Annotated in this window: 19 protein-coding genes; 13 read left to right on the forward strand and 6 right to left on the reverse strand. The window is 63.9% G+C overall.

Going from position 1 to position 16963, the window contains the following annotated elements; all coding sequences use genetic code 11:
- The first annotated feature begins 104 nt into the window (after positions 1-104).
- Positions 105-2390: a SpoIIE family protein phosphatase gene (locus ACZ50Z_RS08865; protein ID WP_464483213.1), complete on the forward strand. Its 2286-nt coding sequence runs from the start codon at positions 105-107 to the stop codon at positions 2388-2390.
- Between the two features lie 98 nt (positions 2391-2488).
- Positions 2489-2932 (forward strand): limonene-1,2-epoxide hydrolase family protein, encoded by a 444-nt coding sequence (locus ACZ50Z_RS08870; protein WP_464483214.1) that lies wholly within the window; start codon positions 2489-2491, stop codon positions 2930-2932.
- Positions 2933-2962: 30 nt separating this feature from the next.
- Here ACZ50Z_RS08870 and ACZ50Z_RS08875 read toward each other — a convergent pair whose 3' ends face one another.
- The gene (locus ACZ50Z_RS08875) at positions 2963-3520 is read right to left on the reverse strand and encodes an FKBP-type peptidyl-prolyl cis-trans isomerase (RefSeq protein ID WP_464483215.1); all 558 of its coding nucleotides are present in this window, start codon (positions 3518-3520) and stop codon (positions 2963-2965) included.
- 608 nt (positions 3521-4128) lie between these two features.
- Between ACZ50Z_RS08875 and ACZ50Z_RS08880 the strand changes: the two genes are divergently transcribed.
- The 4 genes from ACZ50Z_RS08880 to ACZ50Z_RS08895 all read left to right on the forward strand — a co-directional run bounded on the left by ACZ50Z_RS08880 (position 4129) and on the right by ACZ50Z_RS08895 (position 7333).
- Positions 4129-5631: a condensation domain-containing protein gene (locus tag ACZ50Z_RS08880; protein ID WP_464483216.1), complete on the forward strand. Its 1503-nt coding sequence runs from the start codon at positions 4129-4131 to the stop codon at positions 5629-5631.
- A gap of 98 nt (positions 5632-5729) precedes the next feature.
- Positions 5730-6086: a type II toxin-antitoxin system prevent-host-death family antitoxin gene (locus tag ACZ50Z_RS08885; RefSeq protein WP_464486141.1), complete on the forward strand. Its 357-nt coding sequence runs from the start codon at positions 5730-5732 to the stop codon at positions 6084-6086.
- 13 nt (positions 6087-6099) lie between these two features.
- Positions 6100-6753: a zeta toxin family protein gene (locus ACZ50Z_RS08890; protein WP_464483217.1), complete on the forward strand. Its 654-nt coding sequence runs from the start codon at positions 6100-6102 to the stop codon at positions 6751-6753.
- Positions 6754-7024: 271 nt separating this feature from the next.
- Entirely contained in the window at positions 7025-7333 is a 309-nt protein-coding gene (locus ACZ50Z_RS08895; protein ID WP_464483218.1) for a hypothetical protein, read from the forward strand.
- Positions 7334-7606: 273 nt separating this feature from the next.
- On the opposite strand, the gene ACZ50Z_RS08900 is transcribed toward ACZ50Z_RS08895, so the two are convergent.
- Entirely contained in the window at positions 7607-8392 is a 786-nt protein-coding gene (locus tag ACZ50Z_RS08900) for a maleylpyruvate isomerase N-terminal domain-containing protein (RefSeq protein WP_464483219.1), read from the reverse strand.
- Positions 8393-8721: 329 nt separating this feature from the next.
- Positions 8722-9336, reverse strand: a complete 615-nt coding sequence (locus ACZ50Z_RS08905; protein WP_464483220.1) for a TetR/AcrR family transcriptional regulator — start codon at positions 9334-9336, stop codon at positions 8722-8724.
- An 84-nt stretch (positions 9337-9420) separates the two neighbouring features.
- Between ACZ50Z_RS08905 and ACZ50Z_RS08910 the strand changes: the two genes are divergently transcribed.
- Complete coding sequence (locus ACZ50Z_RS08910) at positions 9421-10290, forward strand: alpha/beta fold hydrolase (protein ID WP_464483221.1); 870 nt, start codon at positions 9421-9423, stop codon at positions 10288-10290.
- A 142-nt stretch (positions 10291-10432) separates the two neighbouring features.
- Here ACZ50Z_RS08910 and ACZ50Z_RS08915 read toward each other — a convergent pair whose 3' ends face one another.
- Entirely contained in the window at positions 10433-11143 is a 711-nt protein-coding gene (locus ACZ50Z_RS08915) for a cutinase family protein (RefSeq protein WP_464483222.1), read from the reverse strand.
- A 161-nt stretch (positions 11144-11304) separates the two neighbouring features.
- On the opposite strand from ACZ50Z_RS08915, the gene ACZ50Z_RS08920 reads away from it, so the two are divergent.
- Positions 11305-11886, forward strand: a complete 582-nt coding sequence (locus tag ACZ50Z_RS08920; protein WP_464483223.1) for a dihydrofolate reductase family protein — start codon at positions 11305-11307, stop codon at positions 11884-11886.
- A 117-nt stretch (positions 11887-12003) separates the two neighbouring features.
- Positions 12004-12789, forward strand: coding sequence for a 2-keto-4-pentenoate hydratase (locus ACZ50Z_RS08925; RefSeq protein ID WP_464483224.1), 786 nt, complete (start codon positions 12004-12006; stop codon positions 12787-12789).
- 76 nt (positions 12790-12865) lie between these two features.
- On the opposite strand, the gene ACZ50Z_RS08930 is transcribed toward ACZ50Z_RS08925, so the two are convergent.
- On the reverse strand, positions 12866-13204 hold the full coding sequence (locus ACZ50Z_RS08930; RefSeq protein ID WP_464483225.1) for an SseB family protein: 339 nt from the start codon (positions 13202-13204) through the stop codon (positions 12866-12868).
- A gap of 289 nt (positions 13205-13493) precedes the next feature.
- Here ACZ50Z_RS08930 and ACZ50Z_RS08935 point away from each other — a divergent pair, with 289 nt between their 5' ends.
- Both ACZ50Z_RS08935 and ACZ50Z_RS08940 read left to right on the forward strand, forming a co-directional pair.
- Positions 13494-13922, forward strand: a complete 429-nt coding sequence (locus ACZ50Z_RS08935) for a cellulose-binding domain-containing protein (RefSeq protein WP_464483226.1) — start codon at positions 13494-13496, stop codon at positions 13920-13922.
- Between the two features lie 134 nt (positions 13923-14056).
- On the forward strand, positions 14057-14701 hold the full coding sequence (locus ACZ50Z_RS08940) for a pyridoxine/pyridoxamine 5'-phosphate oxidase (protein ID WP_464483227.1): 645 nt from the start codon (positions 14057-14059) through the stop codon (positions 14699-14701).
- Positions 14702-14768: 67 nt separating this feature from the next.
- Here ACZ50Z_RS08940 and ACZ50Z_RS08945 read toward each other — a convergent pair whose 3' ends face one another.
- On the reverse strand, positions 14769-15251 hold the full coding sequence (locus ACZ50Z_RS08945; protein WP_464483228.1) for a MarR family winged helix-turn-helix transcriptional regulator: 483 nt from the start codon (positions 15249-15251) through the stop codon (positions 14769-14771).
- 99 nt (positions 15252-15350) lie between these two features.
- Between ACZ50Z_RS08945 and ACZ50Z_RS08950 the strand changes: the two genes are divergently transcribed.
- Together ACZ50Z_RS08950 and ACZ50Z_RS08955 are read left to right on the forward strand one after the other, a co-directional pair.
- Positions 15351-15974, forward strand: coding sequence for an NADPH-dependent F420 reductase (locus ACZ50Z_RS08950; protein ID WP_464483229.1), 624 nt, complete (start codon positions 15351-15353; stop codon positions 15972-15974).
- Between the two features lie 86 nt (positions 15975-16060).
- Positions 16061-16960 carry a TIGR03619 family F420-dependent LLM class oxidoreductase gene (locus tag ACZ50Z_RS08955; protein WP_464483230.1) on the forward strand — a complete coding sequence of 300 codons (900 nt, stop codon included), beginning with the start codon at positions 16061-16063 and terminating at the stop codon, positions 16958-16960.
- Positions 16961-16963: the final 3 nt, after the last annotated feature.

Here is a 16963-nt window from a genome sequence, read left to right on the forward strand (position 1 = left end):
CCGCGGCAATGCGAACCGCGGTTGACCTGGTCCAGAAGTGCGACACACATTGATAGCTTGGAGGTCTGGCTGCTACCCCTCATCATTCCGATAAGAGCGCTCGCGTGACCGACGACGCGCGGTTCGTCCGGCCATCGGCACATGGGGGTCATCCGATCGACGATCTCGTACCGGTGGGCATCCCGATCGACCTGGACAACTGCGCGCGTGAGCCGATCCACATCCCAGGCAGCATCCAACCGCGCGGGGTACTTGCGGTGGTGCGTGAGCCCGCATTCGAGGTACGCCAGGTCAGCGCCAACGTCGAAGACCTACTCGGCCGTCCCGTCGATGCGGTTTTGGGCGAGCACCTGTCGGCACTTATCGGTTTCGAACAAGCCGACCGCATCGCGAAAACTGCGGCGACATTTGGCAGTTTGCGCCAGGACAACCCGATCGAGGTCACCATCGATGTCGCCGGCGAGCCGCGGGCCTTCGACGCGATATTGCACCGCGAGCCGGGTGGTGTGCTGCTGGTGGAGCTCGAGATCGCCTACGGCGAGCGGCCGTTTTCCTTCCCGAACACGTATCAGGCGGTCCGTGGCGCGGTGGAGGAGTTGAACCGGGCCTCCACGCTGACGGAGTTGTACGCCACTGCCGCACGCGCCGTCCGCGATTTGACCGGCTTCGACCGGGTGATGGTCTACCGATACGACGAGGAATACAACGGCGAAGTTGTCGCTGAATCTAAACGCGACGACCTCAACTCCTTCCTCGGTCTGCATTACCCGTCGACCGACATCCCGGCGCAGGCGCGCGCACTGTACGAGAAGAACTGGATTCGGCTAATTTCCGACGTCGACTACACGCCCGCACCCCTGGTGCCGAGCATCGACCCGTTGACGAAGGCGCCGCTGGACCTGACGTACGCCACGCTACGAAGCGTCTCGCCCATCCATGTCGAATATCTGCGCAACATGGGTGTGCATGCATCGATGTCCATCTCATTGCTGCGGCAGGGTCGGCTGTGGGGGCTGATCGCCTGTCACCACTACGCCGGTCCGCACCTGCCACCGTTCGGCACCCGGGCGGCGGCCGAGTTCCTCGGCTCGACCCTGTCGTTGCGACTCGTCGACCGGTTCGAGGACGAACAACTGCACAAGCGGTTGGCCGCGCAGGCGGTGTTGGCCAAGCTCCTCGCCGCCACTCTCGATGATGGCGAAGCGCTGTCGGAGGCGCTGCTTGGTGCGCCCGACCTACTTGACCTGGTGCCCGCTGACGGCGTGGTGGTCGACATCGGGGGCGATCTCCGGATACGTGGCTCGGTTCCACCGCCGGACATTGTGGCCGCCGTCGCCGCCTGGGCGCGTGAGGTTGACGACGACATCGCCAGCAGCGAGTGCCTGTCCCGCGCACTACCCGAGCTCGATCTCAACCCCCAGACGGCTGCCGGCGCGCTGGTGCTCAACCTCCCCGACGGGCAATATGCCATCTGGTTCCGGCGCGAGGTGCTGCGCTCGGTCGATTGGGGTGGTGACCCCTACAACAAAGCGATCGCGGTCAGCGAGGGTGACCACCTTCGGCTCAGCCCGCGCAAATCATTCGACCGGTGGCGCGAGATCGTCCACCAACGCAGTGAGCCGTGGTCGCTGAACGAGACGGAGGCCGCGGCGTCGTTACGACGCCACCTCGTCGAGTCGCTGTACCGCCGTACGCGCGGGGCGCTGCGCGTGGCTGAGACGCTGCAGCGCAGCCTGCTGCCCGAGTCGATACCGACGCTCGAAAGCTGGGAACTGTCGGCGCATTACGAGCCGGCGGCCGGGGACAACGTCGGCGGCGACTGGTACGACGCGTTCAAGCTCCGCGACGGCCGGCTGATCGTGTTGATCGGCGACGTGGCCGGGCACGGCATCGCCGCGGCCGGCACCATGGCGGCGCTCCGCAACGCACTGCGCGCGCAATTGTTCGCCGGGGCCGCACCGGCCGAGGCTCTCGAGCAGCTCAACGAGTTCTGCCTGCACATGCTGCGGGGCGCGTTCGCCACCGTCATCGCCGCGCGGGTCGATCTCGTTTCGGGTCAGGTAGAGGCCGCCTCGGCCGGTCACTTGATGCCCTTCTTGACGAACTCGACGGCGCCGGCGTTCCCGGCACCGATCAACCTCTCACCACCGATCGGCGTCAAAGGGGGGACGTACGCGCCCAGCGCGTTCACGCTGGAACGCGGGCACGGCTTAGTTCTGTTCTCCGACGGCTTGGTGGAACGGCGCGGTGAGTCGATCGACGACGGATTGGAACTGCTTGCCGCGAACCTCGGCCGAGCGGGCGATGCCGCGGCGACCCGGATCTGGACGGCGATGGCTTCGGGTCACACCGACGACGATGTCACCATCGTCATGCTGCACCGTTCCTGACCTTTCGCTAAGCGATTTGTATATCAGCGCCTAACCCGGCAGCGGCCATCTACAGTTCGACGGATGACGAACCGTAACCGCCCCCAGAGGACGATGTGATGGCGAAAAGTGTTGCGACCAAAAACGACAACGAGAAGATCGTGGTCGAATTTATACACGCCGCTTACGGCGAGAGCATGGACATCGATGCGATGACCGCACTCATGGCCGACGACTTCGCTTGGCAACTCCACGTCCCGCTGTCACCGGTCGTTCGAGGACGCGACGCGGCGCGCGCAGAGCTCGAGAAGCACAACACGCTGTCAACCGGCATGATCGAGGGGAGCGAGATCCGCACGATCATCTCTGACGGCGACACCGTCATCGTCGAACGAGTCGACGTGAACTCCATGAACGGCATGGCCGTCACGTTCTATGTCACAGCGATTTTCGAGATTCGCGATGGCGCGCTCACTCATTGGCGCGAGTATTGGGACACCGCCCACGTCGCGCAGCAACTCGGCATCGATCCCGCGCTGATGTTCGCCCCGCTGGGTAATTGATTTACGGCGCGGGTCAGTTGGCCGGGCGACCTAGCCCGATGCGCCGAGGATCTTGATCGCGAAAACCAGCGTGTCGCCCGGGCGGATCCCGGCGCTGGGCTGGCCTTCGGGGTAGCCGTCGGCGGGAACCATCGCGACGGCGACGGTGGACCCGACCTTTTGTCCGGCGATGGCCTTTTGGAAGCCCGGCACGACTCCGGTGAGCGGGAAGTCAACGGGGGCGCCGCGTTGGTAGCTGCTGTCGAACACCGACCCGTCGCGTCCGTTGACGCCCATGTAGCAGACGGAGACCTTGGCGGTGCTCGACACCACGGGTCCATCTCCGGCGTGCAGCGTGTGCACCTGCGTCTGGGTCACGGCGAACGGTGGCGTCACGGTCACGCGCGGTGCGGTCGTATCGGTGGACCCGGTGACTGCGACGCTGCCCGTGTTCCCGGCGAGGGTCCAGTCAGGCGTTCCACCATTCTGCGGTGTCGCGGTGGGGCAAGAGCCGGCCGCGTTTGCCGTGCCCGGTCCAGCGAGCAGGAGAACGGCTGCCGCGGCACTGGCCGCGAGCGCCGCAGACGAATACATCCGGAAGGAGTTCACCGCGGTCACGCTACAGCGACGCATCGTGCCCCTTGTTCGTAGCCCGTGTGGGCCGGGCTGGCGGCGTCGCTGTGGGAACTGTCGCCGGCCCGATCATCAGCCCTATGCGCCGCGGGCCCATTGGCGGACCCGTGGGCTGGAGGCTTATGCGTTACGGGATTGCGCGAAGCGACCCGCATTTATCAGCAGCGACGACGGAGAAAAATTTTGAAGAACCCCGCATTGTCGCAATAAGACAAGTGCACAATAGCGCTTATTTCTGCCATTAATCACGTGTGGTAAGGAAACTTGCGGAGCGGAAGAGCGCGGCTCGCGCGCCATTTCCCTCCAGTGTGATGTAACTAACAGTTTGGATCCGGCTCTAGTGTTGCCCACATTGCCAAATGTACGCTAACGCGAGCCGCGAAAGCCCCTCTGACGTGCGCGTATGATCGTCTTTTCATGCGCCGCCATTAGTAGACATTCGTGGAATAACGCCATCGATTTTGATCGAGTGGCCCTTAGTAGACATTTGTTAAATAGTCGTCCGTAGGTGCCACATCCCTCTGGGTATGGTGCCGCAATCGCTGCGGCCAACGGCAATTTTGCCGTGGCCCCGAGGAGGTTTTGTGGTCACATTTGGGACGGTCCATAACTGGGATCCAGGGACCGGGGCGGTCATTTCTTGGCACGCGACACCGGCGGCGCACCATAAGGCTCGGCAGGCGCCAATAAGTGACGTTCCCGCAAGTTATCAGCAGGTTGAGCATCTTCGGCGTTTCAGCGACCACGCAACCCGCGGACTGGATATGACACGCCTGAACGTCGGCGCCTGGGATATGCCCGGCACGTGCGAAATAGCCGCCATGACCCAGGCGATCAACGCTCACCTTCGCCGGCACGACACGTACCACAGCTGGTTTAGGTATCGAGCCGGCGACCGCGTTGTCCGGCACACCTTCAGCGATCCCGCTGACATCGAATTTTCGCCGCTCGAGCGAGGCGAAATGACGCCCACCGAACTGCGCGCGCACATCTTGGCCACACCGAGCCCGCTGCGGTGGGACTGCTTTACCTTCGGAGTTGTCCAGCACTCGGATCACTTCACGTTCTATATGAGCGCAGACGATTTGGTCATCGACGGGATGTCGGTCGGCGTGATCTTTTTCGAAATCCATTCCACGTACGCCGCGTTGGTGGGCGGCGGGGCCCCGGTGCAGCTACCCGAACCGGGCAGCTATGACGATTACTGCGTCCGGCAGCATCAGCACACCGCGGCGCTGACTCTGCAGTCCCCACAAGTGCGCACATGGATTCGGTTCGCGGAAAACAACGGAGGAACACTGCCGAGTTTTCCGCTGCCACTTGGCCATCCGTCGGTGCCGTGCGGGAGCGGCGTGGCCGTCGTACCCCTCTTGGACGAGGATCAGACAGAACGGTTCGAGACCGTGTGCACGAACCTGGGCGCCCGCTTCAGCGGTGGGGTGTTTGCATGTGCCGCGTTCGCCGAGCACGAGCTGACCGGGGCGCAAACGTACTACGGAATCACGCCATACGACACGCGCGGCACGCCAGCCGAATTCGTAACGCCGGGCTGGTTCGCGAGCTTCATCCCGGTTACCGTCCCGGTCGCAGGACTGACTTTCGGTGATGCCGTCACCGCGGCCCAGGCATCGTTTGATGCCGGAATCGACCTGGCCGATGTCCCCTTTGAACGGGTCGTGGAGCTGGCTTCCGTGGGAGGGCATATCAGACAGCCCGCAGGCAAGCTCCATATGTTGTCGTACGCCGACGTGCGAGGGATCCCGTTCAGTTCTGAATGGGACGGTTTGAATGCCGGAATCTACGGCGACGGTAGGTCGTCGGATGACGTGCGCATGTGGGTGAATCGATTCGAGGACGAGACCACGTTGACGGTCGCATTTCCGCAGAATCCGGTTGCCCGCGATTCGGTGGAGCGGTACGTCCGGGCGCTTAAGGCCACGTGTGTTCGCGTCGCCGAGCACGGTGCCGCGGTGATACCCAACCGCCGCCGGCTGGCGGCCGCAGTCAACGCCGCGGCCGCCCAATCGCTTGCCGACCGGGCCGACTCCGCGAGTCGTCTGGTGCAAAGCGCAGGTCTTCACTTGTAGCGATAACCTTCTGCACAAGTCCGCACAAACTGGCCTGTTCGCACAAAATGTACAAAATGGCTAAGATGGTGGGCGTGCAGACCAAAGAGGGGAGCGCCATGTCCACCGTCTCGTTCCGCAACCGCGACGGCAAGCTCATCGATGTCCCCTCGGTGACCGCCAGCCGCCTCAAAAACGAGTTCGGCACCGTCTTCGATGAAGCCGCGGTCAGCGGGGCAGTGGTAATCACCAAGCACAACACTCCCAGGGCGGTGCTCCTGTCGTACGCCGAATTCGAGGCTTTGGCCGCCACAACGGCACCCGCGCTCGACGATCTCAGCGAGCGCTTCGACAGGCTGTTGGCGACCATGCAAACACCGAAGGCCAAGGCCGGGGTCGCCGCCGCGTTCGACGCAACGCCGGAGGAACTCGGCGCCGCCGCGGTGAAGGCGGCACGCACCGCGCCGCTGCGCTGATCCAGCGCGGCCCATGGCTCGCACGACAAAGGTGCCCGCGCAGATACACGTGCTGGCAGGCGTCAACGGCGCCGGCAAGAGCAGCATCGTGGGCGCGACGATCCGCGCTAAGGGCGGTGAGTACTACAACCCCGATGAGGCCGCGCGGGAGATCATGGCGGCCAACCCGGGCCTGACCCAGGCCGAGGCCGACGCGGCGGCCTGGGAACAGGGCCGAAAGCTGCTGCAGCGGGCGATCGATCAAGGCCTGGACTTCACCTTCGAGACCACTCTCGGCGGCAACACGATGCCGGCACTACTGAGCGAGGCCGCCAACCGCGGACTCGAGGTGCAGGTCTTCTACGTGGGGCTCGACAGCGCCGACACATGCATCGAACGGGTGCGACAGCGGGTCCGCGGCGGCGGACATGACATTTCTGGCGCCGACATCCGTCGCCGTTACCGCCACAGCCTGATCAACCTCGTGAAACTACTACCGGCGCTCACCGGGCTGCGGGTGTACGACAACACGGCGAGTGCCGATCCCGCAGCCGGGCAGGCGCCGAAGCCGCTCTTGGTATTGCATATGGACCGCGGCCGCATCGTCGGGCCCTCCGACTTGACCTCGACACCGGCGTGGGCCAAGCCGGTCGTCGCCGCCGCGCTCGAGCTCGCACAGGGGTCGTGAGCGGGAGCGCTTTCTTCGTCCGGGCGTAATCATCGTTCAGAGATGGCACGTGGCGGGCCTGAATGATGTTGTGGGATCAGAGGTTATCGCCGTTGAGCCGATGGGCAAGCGCAGGCCAACCGGGACCGCTGAGGTCGGCCAGAGCGACGCAACGACCCGAGGCCGCGAGAAGCATGGCACAGCTCGCCGGTCTATGCGGTCTCCGTAGGTCTTGACCTGTATGCGCCGGCTCGGTTCGATAATGCATAGACCACAAGGGAAAGGCCCGCACATGAAGGGATTCATTCGCCGTCTCGTTCCCGCCATCTTGGTGGCGTTGGCATCGATGGCGACCGTGACAATCGCGACGCCGGCGGTCAGCAAGGCCGACTGCGCGGACGGCGAGTGGTGGGATCCGACGGGCAAGGTCTGCCGACCGCTCGGCGTCGGACCACAACCGTTGGCCTGCGACCCGGGCCAGTGGTGGGATCCGACGGCCAACGTCTGCCGACCGCTCGGCGTCGGACCACAACCGCTCGCGTGCGACAACGGCTGGTGGTGGGATCCCGGCGCCAACGAATGCCGTCCGCCGGCCGGCTGACCTTGCAGGCGCCTGGATGTGACACATCTGCCGAAACATCCCTGCTCTCTGCGTCATTCAGCTCATTCGCGCGTAAGCGACGGCGCCGAAAACTCGCCAGCCCATCTGTCAGGATGAACGATGGCAAAGCGCAGGAGTTATGCCTGCGGCGATCACCGGCGCGGTTCGACTGGCTCGCTATGAAGTGACATACCGCGAATCTCTTACTGCGGGAGTCGATGTCAAATGCTGCGGGTTGCAAAGTGGTTCGATGTGAATCTGGCAGCGCGTTGTTCACTCGACGAGGTCGTCGTCTGGCGGACGCATCCCTTCGTTGCTGAAGGCCGGCAGCAGGTCTGTGAAGGCGGGCAGTAGGCCTGCCGGGTCTCCATGCCAGGGCAGCGCTAATAGTTGCCGGACACTGCGTCGGCCGCCGAAAGCACGCAGCGCCTCGAAATCAGAGATTCTGAGGGCGAGTTGATCTCGCTCGGCGTGTGGATCGCCAAGTTGTACAGCTCCGTTTGTGGGCGTTACTAGCCTGAGCGTCGGCAGCCCCGCTTGTCGGATAAATTGATCACCCATTGTTGCAACGAACCCGATGGCGACCTCGAATGCGAGATCACCCGTGCGAGAACCAGGTTCGCTTAAGGCGCCGCGGATGTCGTGCTCATGGGTGAGGGTATCGAAGACGAGTTGGCCTGCGGATGCTTGAGGCGCCAAAGCGAGCGTCGTTGTCACCGGGTCGATCATCTGCCCCCACAGGTCAAGTAAGTCGTCGAGGCTATGTCTGTCGAGGCGATCGACCTGCGCGCGGGTCCACGAGTCGGCGGCCTTTTGCGCCATATTCAGTGAAACGATGTCGTGCGCGACTCCAGCCAGATGAGCAACCGTCTGTCGAATGGTCCAGGTGGGGCAGGCCGGCACAGTCAGTTCCGCGCCTTCAGCGCGACCGCGGACCAGCGCATCGACACGCCCGTAGATAAGGCGGTAAGCAGTTGCCGCGTCGGAGATCGACAGCAGTTGGGGTGGTCGGCTTGTGCCAGACCACGCCGATTCCTTCTGGAACTTAGGGTTTTGCACCTCATTGACCTCTCGCCGCGAGCCTTGACGCTCTAGGCAGTGGCTTCTCATCCATGACGAGCGACCATACACCAAAAATAAGAAATATAAGAATATTCTAAGCTAATGGTAAGACTGTCGATTGGCTGAACGCATCTCGCGTCGGGTTCACGAAGGCAAACGACGCCGGGGGAGACGTGCTTATTTCGATTGCGCAGTGTCACGCCGACATTGAGCAGATTCATCTGTGGACGACGCTGCCCATGTCTCACGCGAGACCTGACAATCGCTCGGCCGCAGGACAACTGACACTGATCGCTGATGCGCGATCAGCCCCCGCGGCCTTCGGGCTAGTTGTCGCGTCTGAGTCCTTGAAGAACCAGATGCACGGCCTGTCGGAGATCTCGCCGGATGCGTTTGCGGCGGCGCGCGGGGGCTTCGGCGAGTGCGATTCCGGCGTGGGTGATCATGCCCGCCAAAATGTCGGTCATCGCTGCGGTGGGGGCGTCGGCGGGAAAGATCCCGGCTTGAATGCCTTGTAACAGCATGTTGTGCACGTTGCGGTGGGTGTATTGCCGCTCGCATTCACGCCAGCGTTTCCAGCCCAGGCCAATGGGCCCTTCCAGGTAGATCAGCCGTCCTGCGACGGGGTCTGCGCACACATCTAGGGTTGCGTCCAGAGCCGCGGTCGCCGCACCCCAGACATCATCGACGTGGCCGGCGATCGCTTGGTGCACCTTCTGTTGCGCTACCTCGTTGTGATAATTGATCACCGCTTCAAAAAGTCGCTGCTTGTCGGGAAAGTGATGATAGACAGCACCTTTGGTGACGCGCGCCGCTTCGGCGATCTGCGTGATCGCTGTCGCCGTGAATCCCTGGTCGGCGAACGCCGCAGCCGCGGCGCTGAGTATCGCTGCACGCGTCTGTTCGGCGTACTCGGTACGACGACTCTTGACGCCCTCCACGTCCCCGAGAATAGTCGGCCGTACCGGCTTGGCATACCTGGAGTATGCGACATTGCAACAGTATCTGAACCGAAGGCTTTTGGCATGGACATATCCACACTGGAACACCACCGGCGTTATGCCGACACGCCTTCGGGTCCGATCAGCTACCTCGACGTCGGCTCCGGGCGTCCCGCGGTGTTCATCCATGGCATCCTCGCCAACAGCGTGCTGTGGCGGCACGTCATTGCCGCAGTGGCTGGGGACCAGCGGCGCTGCATCGCGGTGGACCTTCCCGGTCACGGGCACACCCCACCGGCGCCGGCCGGCGCGGACGTGAGCTTGACGGGATTGGCGCGTCGCGTCATCGAGCTCTGCGAGCATTTGGGCCTGGATCGGTTTGACTTGGTGGGCAACGACACCGGCGGGGCGGTGGCTCAGATCGTCGCTGCGCACCTGAGTACGCGGTTATCGACGTTCACGCTGACCAATTGCGACACCGAAGGCAACACCCCACCGGCGCTGTTCAAACCCGTCGCCATCGCCGCGCGCCTGGGATTACTCGCCCGGCTCGGGTCGCGGGTGGCCGCCAGTCGCCGGCTCAAGCTCAGTGGGCTGGCGGCAGGCTGTCCCCATCCGGGTCGACTCCCTACGGAAGTGGTGGATGCCTACTACGATCCCGTCTTCGGGACACCAGAATCGTCGCGTGCCTTCGCACGTCTGGTCGCGGCGATTTCCTCGACCGACCTGGCTGCGGTACGGTCCGAGCTCGCCGCGTTAACGGCGCCTACCCTGATCGTGTGGGGGACCGGTGACGTGTTCTTTCCGCTTAAATGGGCTCGGCGTCTCGCCGATTTGATACCCGGCACCGTAGGAATCACCACGGTCGAAGGGGCCCGGATGCATTTTCCAGACTATCTGGCCGATCAGTTCATCCCAGTGCTGCAACGACATTGGGCGCAGCACGGCGCTTGACCAGCCGGCCAACTGCGACCGGCCAGCGAACCCACGCCTATATCGTGATCGGCATGTCTAACCCACTGATGGTGAGCTGCCGTCGAGACCGGCATGTGTCTCGCATTTGCGTTGTACCTGAGGGTGGTTCGCGGTGTACTCGCTAAAGATGTTGCGCCGCAAAGTCCGCACCTTGGTCTACCATGCCGTTAGCCGCGTACAGGGTGTGAGCGATGCCCGGCGGCCCCGGAGGCGCGCCGTTGCAGATCGTGTCGTCGGGGGCGCACAGCTGGATGGTCTTGCCTGCGTATAGGGGACCGATCGTGATCGGCGGCGCGCCGGCACCGCGCAGGAATTCGTTGGACGGTGTTCCGAAAAGGACCACCGCCGCCACATGATCAGCGACCGCTCGTGGCAGCGGCTGAGGCACGTAGGACACGAACTCTTGTGGCACTTCCTTGGGCACGGCGGGGGAGGTGACGAAGCCGGCTACGGCGGCGCCCTGGGAATATCCGCCGAGCACCACTTTGGTGTTGGGGCAGTTCGACGCCGTGGATTCGATGTGGCTCCCGGCGTCTCTAATCCCGTCTACGAAGGTTCTGGCGAACTCGATGCCCCCGTTGAAGTCGCCGCTCGCCTCGTAGTTGACCGGATACACACCCAGCGACTTGCCGCCGACTCGTGACCCGAGCGCATCGACGAAAGCCTGCCCGACCCCGCCGACCCCGGGTGGCTCGCCGGTACCGCGGGCAAAGACCACCTCGACGTTGGGGCACGGCTCGGCAGAGGCCGCCGGGACGGGCGCAGTCAACAGCGCCGCCCAGGCTGTTACTACCGCGGTAGTGAAAAGACGAATGGATAGTCGCGAGCTCATGCCTGCGAATGCCCAGACGTCGTTGGGCCGAAACCGGCGGTTTTCGGGATCGGAGGATTGGGGCCATCGGGGAGCCGGGGGCCAGGCCTGAGCGATGAGTTTCGGCGTCGCTTCCGGTCTGTATGCGCAACACCCATCAACGGCGCCCGCGGAGACTATCGATGACCGTTACCTATACCTTCGACGTCTTTTCCAGCCTCGACGGCTTCGGCGGAGTCAGTGGTGGCGACTGGGGCGGTTACTGGGGCAAGCAAGGCCGCGAACTGCTCGACCACCGCCTCGCGCTGTATGACCGGGAGCAACGAATGGTCTTCGGCGCCAACACTTATCGGTTGTTCGCGCAAATGGTGGCCGAGAGCACCGAGGACTCCGAGGTGTACGACCCGTGGGTCACCAAGATGAGGCACCTGCCGGCGACCGTGGTGTCAACGACCCTGGATGGACCTCTCGACTGGCCTGACGCGACCGTCGCGAGCGCGGACGCAGTCGACGTCGTCGCGCGGCTCAAGGAAGAGTCCGACGTGCCGTTGCGCTCGCACGGCAGCCTGTCGATGAACCGGGCGCTGATGGCCGCCGGCCTCGTCGACCGCGTCCAGGTGACGCTTTTCCCGGTGATCACCGGTCGAACCGGGGATGACCCGATCTTTCGCGGTGCGGCCGACTTCGACCTCGCGCTGCTCGAAACCCGGACGCTGGACGGCAATATCCAAGAGCTCACCTACCGGCCCTCGCTGCATGCCTGAACCCATTTACGCACCGCCCCCTGGCAGTCGAACCCACGTCCAGGTCTTGAACCTATGTCGCCCGCTGATCGTGTTCACGGGTGCGGCGCCCGGTCAAACGGATGGGGGAACTTCGGAATGCTCAGTGTTGCGATCCGAGACGAGTTGGCCGACGACCTCGCCCAAGCCGAGCGCAGCCGCGAGCCTATCGCTCCGTTGATTTCGGCCTATCCGGAGATCGACGTAGTCGATGCTTACGAGATTCAACTGATCAATATCCGTCAGCGAGTGGCCGGAGGGGCGCGGGTGGTCGGCCACAAGGTGGGATTGTCGTCGTTGGCAATGCAGCAGATGATGGGGGTCGACGAGCCGGACTACGGTCATTTGCTCGACGAGATGCAGGTGTTCGAGGACATCCCGGTCGAGGCGGCGCGCTATCTATACCCCAGGGTCGAGGTCGAGGTGGGGTTCATCCTGTCTGAGGACCTACCCGGCGCCGGCTGCACTGAGGACGACGTCGTGTCGGCCACCGAGGCCCTGGTCCCGTCCATCGAGTTGATCGACACACGGATCACCGACTGGAAGATCGCCCTGTGCGACACGATCGCCGACAACGCGTCTTCGGCGGGCTTCGTGCTGGGGGAGGCGCGGGTGCCGCCGGACGGTCTCGATGTCAAAGCGATCGACGCCGTGTTGACGCGCAACGGCGAGGTGGTCGCCGAGGGCCGCGGGGACGCCGTGCTGGGTAACCCTGTCACGGCCGTGGCGTGGTTGGCTCGCAAGGTCGAAAGTTTCGGCGTGCGATTGCGCACGGGGGACATCGTCTTACCCGGGTCGTGCACGCGGGCGATCGACGCGCGCCCCGGCGATGAGTTCGTCGCCGACTTCGCCGGCCTCGGTTCGGTGCGTTTGGCGTTCGAATAGGTCAGACAGCCGGCGGACGTCGCGTCATTGCCGGGTCGAGCTTATGGCGAAATGGATTACGTTGCCGCACAGTACGTCAAGCGTCAGCGTCCGAGTCGGGCATGATCTCAAGAGGATGTTCGCTCATGGGCTCGATCACGATTCCCATGTGTTTCATCAGACCGATCGAGGCAGTGGTGTCCATCACGCTCTTTATGTCGCCCTTGAGTATCACGTACGCGGCGCGGTTCATTCGCTCATAGAACTCTCGCATCGACTCCGCGCTACGGAACACCGGAAAGTACTGCACACCGTCTCGCTCAAGCAGGAACAGCTTTTGTTTGCCGTCTTTTGTGTCGCCAAATGGGGTGGAGTAGTAGATCGTGGCCTCACCAGCAGCGGTGTTGGCCCGCTTCTTCTTCTTAAATAGGCCCACGGTATCTCCTCTAGGGTGGGCGCCTTTGACTCCGCGACATGCGGCGCCATATCCCCCTGAAGCGCGAAGGTCGCGTCGCAGTGCACGACGACTCGACCATACATTCTCGTCATTCCGCCTGTCGTGCTGATGATCCGGCAGGCCTTAATGCGCCTGGAACGCAGCGCCGAGGGTCAGCCGTCAACGGCTCTCGAGGCCAGATTTCATGACGGTTTCAGTTGAGCAAAGGTACTGCAGCTTACCCGCGCTGCGCGGGCCCAGATCGCTGCTTGGCTCTAGTGTGGCAGCTATGGCCCGTTCGGAGAACTACGTGAAGCGCTGCCGCGCAGCGCTTCACGTAACCATGTCGGCATTGATAGTTGCCGTCCTGGGACTCGCCATCGCACCCGTAGCGCATGCGGCTGCGGCCACCGCGACGTTGGCGGTGGAACATACGTGGCAGACCGGCTTCATCGCCCGCTTCACCATCACCAACTCAAGCATGGCGCCGATGAGCGACTGGAAGCTCGAATTCGACATGCCGGCAGGACAATCCGTCTTGCACACCTGGAATAGCACCGTTAGTCAATCCGGCACGCACTATGTTGTCACCCCCGCGAACTGGAATCGCGTCATCGCACCCGGCGGTTCAGCAACCGGTGGTCTAAGAGGCGGACTGACCGGTTCCTACTCGCCACCGGTGAACTGTGTGCTCAACGGGCAATATCGCTGCACCTAGAGGCGGCTGCGCACTTAGCCTAGACAGCTCCGCAAACGCACTAACGCCGAGAAATGCCGGCGATTAGTTTGCCTCCGGTTGGTCGCCACGGCGATGTTCAGCGATGCGGACCTACGCTGCTTTAGGGTCATCGGATGCGCGATTTTCTTCGTTCGCTTCCTGTGTTCACCGCGTCGGTGCCGGAATTCGACACGACCAGTCTGTCTAACGGCCCGATCCAGTTGTTCGAGTCGTGGCTGCGAGACGCGGTCCACGCCGGTGTCTCCGAACCCCACTCCATGACGCTCTCTACATGCGACACCGACGGGCACCCTGACGCCCGGGTCCTCATCTTGAAGGACCTCAACGAACAGGGCTGGTGGTTTGCCAGCAACGCCGAAAGCGCCAAAGGGGACCAACTTTCCCGTCGTCCCGTGGCCGCCCTGACGTTCTACTGGCCCCAGCTCGCCCGTCAGGTACGAGTACGCGGCCCCGTCGAAGCGGGCGGGCCCAACCTCAACGCGGCCGACTTCTTATCCCGCGGAATTGGTGCCCGGGCAGTGGCATTGGCCAGCGCCGAAAGCAAGCCGCTAGAGAGCCGGGCCACCTGTGAACGCGCCGTCGCCGACGCACGGCAACGACTCATCGACGACCCTGAACTTGTGTCGCCCTCCTGGTGCGCGTATGTGGTGGCCGCGCAAGTGGTCGAGTTCTGGCAAGCCGACGAGCAACGCATGCACACCCGCGTGCAATATCGCCGCCATGCTGACCGCTGGGAACACACGTTGTTGTGGCCCTGACCCGATGTCGGCCACTAAAAGATTGAGCGACGGGATGCTGGGCCGTCGTTGGTCACGCGCATGAAGGCTATGAGAGCTCGTCTTCGGCGGGGGAGTCGCCGTCTTCTGCCAGGTGGCGCAGGACTCGTTCGTTGAGGGCGGCCAGCATGTCGAGCTCAGCCGGGGTGAGCAGGTCGATGAACTTCCGGCGGACGTCCGCCACGTGCCCGGGTGCCGCCTTCTCGATGGCGGCGCGGCCGGCCGGCAGCAGGCAGACCATCGTGCTGCGGGCATCGTCGGGGTTAGGTTCACGACAGATCAACCCGTCCTTCTGCATGCGTCGCACCTGGTGGGAGACACGGCTCTTCTCCCAGCCCAAGGTGTTGCACAGGTCGCGGGCGGGCATGCGGCCCCCGTCGTGAGCTGAGAGCACCGCCAGGATCTCGTAGTCGGCCCCGGACAGGCCCGATTCCTGCAGCCCCCTGTTCAGGTGCACGTCGAGTCGATGATGCGCATGCTGGAAGGCCCGCCACGCGCGGTCTTCACGAGAGTTGAGCCAGTTCGGTTCCATCAGCCTCCATGCTACCCCAGTTGGTTGACGCATCATCAAAATCTGCTTACGGTGGACGTGTCAACCTTTTGGGCGTTTGAATCTAAGACAGGACACTCCATGAGCAACATCAGCATCATTGGCACCGGAAACATGGCCCGCGCCATCGGCGCGTTGGCGGTAGCTGGCGGCAACACCGTCGAGGTCATCGGCCGCGATCAATCCAAGGCGGCCGACCTGGCCGAGGCTCTCGGCGACGGCGCCACAACGGGGGAGTTCGGCGCCGTTCCGGCAGGCGACATCGTCATCGTTTCGCTGTTGTACGCCAATGTCGTTCCGGTCGTCGCCCAATATGGAGAGGCCCTCGCCGGCAAGGTCATCGTCGACATCAGCAATCCCTTCAATTCCACCGCCGATGGGCTGGCCATCCCCGATGACACCTCGATCGCGCAGGAAGTTGCCAAGGCGGCCCCGGCCAGCGCCAGCGTGGTGAAGGCATTCAACACCATCTTCGGCGTGGTCCTGGACCAGGGCCGGACGCTCGACGTCTTCATGGCCGGCGACGACGCGCGCGCCAAGGCGGGAGTGGGCGAGTTCATCGAGAGCCTCGGGCTGCGCCCGCTGGACGTCGGTGGCTTGAACATGGCGCATTGGCTGGAAGGGACGGGCCTGGTCATGATGGGTCTCGCCCGTCACGGGGTGGGGAATTTCGACTTTGCGCTCGGCGCCGCCGTTCCCGCCTGAGCCGCACCGCCGCCCCCATGCTGCAAACGAACGGGGGAGCGGTGCGCCCTAGTAATGGTTGATCGATCACCGAAAGGATTCTTGCGATGAAGCTTGGTTTCGCACTGCCCATCGTCGGGCCCGCTATCAGCAGCGCCGCCGGTCTGAGCGCGTTCTGCCGCGGACTCGAGGACCTTGGCTACGACACGCTGTGGGTCGGCGATCGCCTGGTCACGCCGGTTGATATGCACAGCACCTATCCGGGTAAAGAGCAGCCGTACCCGTCTCAGATGACCCGTTACCTCGATCCGGTGCTGCTGTGGACGGTCGCCGCGACGGCGACCAGCCGGGTGCGGCTGAACGCCAGCACGCTCAGCACGTTCTACTACGAGCCGGTGCACCTGGCCCGGCTGCTCACCACGCTCGACGTGCTCAGCGACGGCCGCCTCGACGTTGGCGTGGGAATCGGATGGATGAAGGACGAACACGACATCGCCCGCAGCGCGGACTGGCGCCGGCGCGGACAGATGCTCGACGATCTGCTGGCGTTCCTGCACGAGTGGTGGACGACCACCCCGGTGTCCTGGGACAGCGAGTTCTTCTCGCTGCCGCCGGTCCATGCTGACCTGCGCCCGGTCCAGACCGGTGGTCCGCCCATCTGGATCGGCGGTGCCAGCGAGGCCGCGATGCGCCGGGTCGGCCGCAGCGGCACCGGCTGGCTCGGGGTTGAGGGGCTGCAGGACGAGGTCACCGACCACTTGTGGTCGATTGCGCGCCATGCGGCGAAGGACGCCGGCCGCGATCCGGACGCGCTGAAGACGGCGATGCGGATCAACCTCGAACCGGGCACGTCCGTTGACGCTGTTGCGGACAGGCTCGAGCGCCTCGCCGGCTCCGGTGCTGATGAGGCGATCGTGGACGCCTTCGCAATGTTTTCCAGCCTGGATCAGATGCTTGACTTCGCCGGCCAGGTGATCGCCCGATGGAGTGATCGCGGGGCCGCTTGACGG

This window comes from Mycobacterium sp. NTMscope_MAC_269 (assembly GCF_976985695.1).

Coding starts and splice junctions, on each gene's coding strand:
- ACZ50Z_RS08885 (WP_464486141.1), top strand. CDS start 5,730: ATGTCCACCGTCTCGTTCCGCAACCGCGACGGCAAGCTCATCGATGTC.
- ACZ50Z_RS08915 (WP_464483222.1), bottom strand. CDS start 11,143: ATGAGCTCGCGACTATCCATTCGTCTTTTCACTACCGCGGTAGTAACA.
- ACZ50Z_RS08895 (WP_464483218.1), top strand. CDS start 7,025: ATGAAGGGATTCATTCGCCGTCTCGTTCCCGCCATCTTGGTGGCGTTG.
- ACZ50Z_RS08925 (WP_464483224.1), top strand. CDS start 12,004: ATGCTCAGTGTTGCGATCCGAGACGAGTTGGCCGACGACCTCGCCCAA.
- ACZ50Z_RS08955 (WP_464483230.1), top strand. CDS start 16,061: ATGAAGCTTGGTTTCGCACTGCCCATCGTCGGGCCCGCTATCAGCAGC.
- ACZ50Z_RS08935 (WP_464483226.1), top strand. CDS start 13,494: ATGGCCCGTTCGGAGAACTACGTGAAGCGCTGCCGCGCAGCGCTTCAC.
- ACZ50Z_RS08920 (WP_464483223.1), top strand. CDS start 11,305: ATGACCGTTACCTATACCTTCGACGTCTTTTCCAGCCTCGACGGCTTC.
- ACZ50Z_RS08950 (WP_464483229.1), top strand. CDS start 15,351: ATGAGCAACATCAGCATCATTGGCACCGGAAACATGGCCCGCGCCATC.
- ACZ50Z_RS08945 (WP_464483228.1), bottom strand. CDS start 15,251: ATGGAACCGAACTGGCTCAACTCTCGTGAAGACCGCGCGTGGCGGGCC.
- ACZ50Z_RS08870 (WP_464483214.1), top strand. CDS start 2,489: ATGGCGAAAAGTGTTGCGACCAAAAACGACAACGAGAAGATCGTGGTC.
- ACZ50Z_RS08910 (WP_464483221.1), top strand. CDS start 9,421: ATGGACATATCCACACTGGAACACCACCGGCGTTATGCCGACACGCCT.
- ACZ50Z_RS08940 (WP_464483227.1), top strand. CDS start 14,057: ATGCGCGATTTTCTTCGTTCGCTTCCTGTGTTCACCGCGTCGGTGCCG.
- ACZ50Z_RS08890 (WP_464483217.1), top strand. CDS start 6,100: ATGGCTCGCACGACAAAGGTGCCCGCGCAGATACACGTGCTGGCAGGC.